Origin of the sequence: Methyloceanibacter sp., from assembly GCF_049590335.1 — a bacterium.
Lineage (GTDB): Bacteria > Pseudomonadota > Alphaproteobacteria > Rhizobiales > Methyloligellaceae > Methyloceanibacter.
Window position 1 is genome coordinate 1 of record NZ_JBAWCQ010000172.1, and the last position, 2,476, is coordinate 2,476.

Genomic DNA, 2,476 nt, shown 5'->3' on the forward strand with positions numbered 1-2,476 from the left:
GGAAGCGCGAGCCGTTGAAGACGCCATAATGGCCCACTCCCGCCTGCAGGTGGTGGGCCCGCATCGTGTCCGGCAGGCTTGTGCACAAATCCTGCGCAGCCTCGGTCTGGCCGACGCCGGTGATGTCGTCCTTGTGGCCTTCGACTGTCATCAGAGGCACGCGCTTGATCTTCGAGGGATCGACGACGGTCCCGTGATGGCGCATCTCACCCTTTGGCAGCCTGTGCTCCATGAACACGGTCTCGATGGTCTGGAGATAGTATTCGGCCGACAGATCCATCACGGCGAGAAACTCGTCATAGAACTCCCGGTGCTTGTCCGCGGAATCGCCGTCGCCCTGTATCAAGTTGTGGAAGAGATCGCGATGGGCGGTCACATGCCGCTCCAGATTCATCCCCATGAAGCCGGAGAGCTGCAGGAAGCCGGGATAGACCAGCCGCATATGGCCCGGATATGGCCATGGCACCTGGGTGATGACGTTCCGCCGGAACCAGCTCAGCGGCTTACCCATAGCGTATTTATTCACTGCTGTTGGGCTCTTGCGGGTGTCGATGGGGCCGGCCATGAGCACCATGGAGCGCGGCACGTTGCGGTCACGCCGAGCTTCCATCACCGACACGGCCGCGAAGACGGGCACGGTGGGCTGGCAAACAGCCACCACATGCACATCGCCACCGAAAGCCTCCAAAAATTCAATGATATAGTCGATATAGGTGTCGAGATCGAACGCCCCCGCCGCCCGCGGCACAAAGCGCGCGTCGATCCACTCGGTCATATAGACATCGTGGTCGGGCAGCAGATCCCGCACGGTCCCGCGCAAGAGGGTCGCGAAATGTCCCGCCATCGGGGCGACCAGAAGGACTTTGGGGTCTTTTTTCTGGTCGGCCGTTGGAAGATCGCGCTGGAAATGCACTAAATTGCAGAATGGCTTGGTGAGAACCGTAACCGGCTTTACAGCCACGTCCCTGCCATGCGCCACCACCCGATCGATTTCCCAGTCCGGCTTGCGGTAACGGCGTGTCGAGCGCTCGAAGAGCTCGAGTGCAGCCGCCGCGCCACGGCCCATGACCGAATGAGACACAGGATTCAACGGATTCCGCCACAGCAGCCGGTAGGCTTCCGCCGCCGCCCGGGCAGGATGCAGCACAGCCTGATTGAGCTCATAGAAATGGTAAAGCATGAGTGCCTCCGACTCGCTTCAGTCTAATACTGCATCGCGAAATGAGATGGTGATTTTATGCTGCGCCGCAACGACAGATGGACGCAGGGGGGGACTGTCGCGCGATCAAAGAAGGCGGCGCAACGTCTCAGCCATTTTTTCTGGGGATGTTCCGTACGGGAAATGGGTCACGAACTCGCCATTGGGCCCCATGAGGTAGAGCAGCGCCGAATGATCGACGCTATAATTCTCCCCAGAGTTCTCGTCTTGAAACTTCTGGTAGGTAACCCGGTAGGCTTTGGCCGCCTTGGCGATCGCGTCGGGCGATCCCGTTAGCCCCACGAAGTTCGGGCCGAAATTTGCTACATAGGCCGACACGAGCTCAGGCGTGTCGCGCTCGGGGTCCACGGTGATGAAGACCGGGACCACCCGATCGGCCTGAGCGCCAAGATCGTCCAGCGCAGCCGACATGACCTGCAGTTCGGCGGGACAGATATCGGGACAGTGCGTGAATCCGAAAAACACGAGCATGTAGCGCCCACGGAAGTCGTTGTCCGTGACGGTCTTCCCATCCTTGCCGACAAGCTCGAACGGACCGCCGATCAACGCCTGCCCGCTGGTGATCACGCGGTTCTGGTTTGGGGTCTGCTGGCCGAGAATGAGCGCTCCGACGCCGATCAAGGATCCAAGCAGAAAACTCCCCACAATCACAAGAAGCAACCGACGTTTCATGGTCTCACTCACCAAGCTGCAACAGCGAACCATTGTCACGCGCACGGCTCAACAACCAACCGAATACACCGTACCCGATGGCCAGATAGACCGCATTCAGGCCGATTGCCCACCACAGATCACCGGGATCGAAGCGATGTTCCAACAGGATCGAGCGCATACCTTCGAAGACATGGGTCGGGGGAAGCGCAAGCGCCACGGGCTGGAGCCAGGCTGGTAGAGCGGACAGCGGGTAATAGACACAGGTGAGCGGCAACAGCAAGAACGCAAGCGACCAGGCCAGTTCCTCGGCGCCGAGGCCGTAGCGCAACATGACGCCTGCCGCGATCAGCCCCAAGGACCAGCTCGTCACCACCAGCATAGCGAAGAAGACCGCAAGCCACAGGCCGAGATCGAGCAGGTTGAAGCCGAATATAAAGAACGCGGCCCCAGTGACGGGAAGCATGCCGATCGAAAGCCGCAAGACACTCCACAGGCAAAGCGCCATGACAAGCTCATGCGGCCGCAAAGGACTGATGAGAAGATTGCCCAGATTGCGCGACCACATCTCCTCTATGAAGGTAGTGAAGAAGCCAAGATTGGAGC

At 59.8% G+C, this 2,476-nt stretch carries 3 protein-coding genes; all 3 read right to left on the reverse strand.

From position 1 onward, the window contains the following. Positions 1–1,180, reverse strand: a 1,180-nt coding sequence (locus WBQ77_RS12450; RefSeq protein WP_424060491.1) for a polyhydroxyalkanoate depolymerase, incomplete at its 3' end; no start/stop codon positions are given. A gap of 105 nt (positions 1,181–1,285) precedes the next feature. Then, positions 1,286–1,891, reverse strand: a complete 606-nt coding sequence (locus tag WBQ77_RS12455; protein WP_424041787.1) for an SCO family protein — start codon at positions 1,889–1,891, stop codon at positions 1,286–1,288. Between the two features lie 4 nt (positions 1,892–1,895). Next, on the reverse strand, positions 1,896–2,476 hold a 581-nt coding region (locus WBQ77_RS12460; RefSeq protein WP_424060492.1), incomplete at its 5' end, for an ABC transporter permease.

Excerpts from the sequence above, each read along its gene's own strand:
- WBQ77_RS12455 (WP_424041787.1), bottom strand. The coding sequence starts at position 1,891 with ATGAAACGTCGGTTGCTTCTTGTGATTGTGGGGAGTTTTCTGCTTGGA.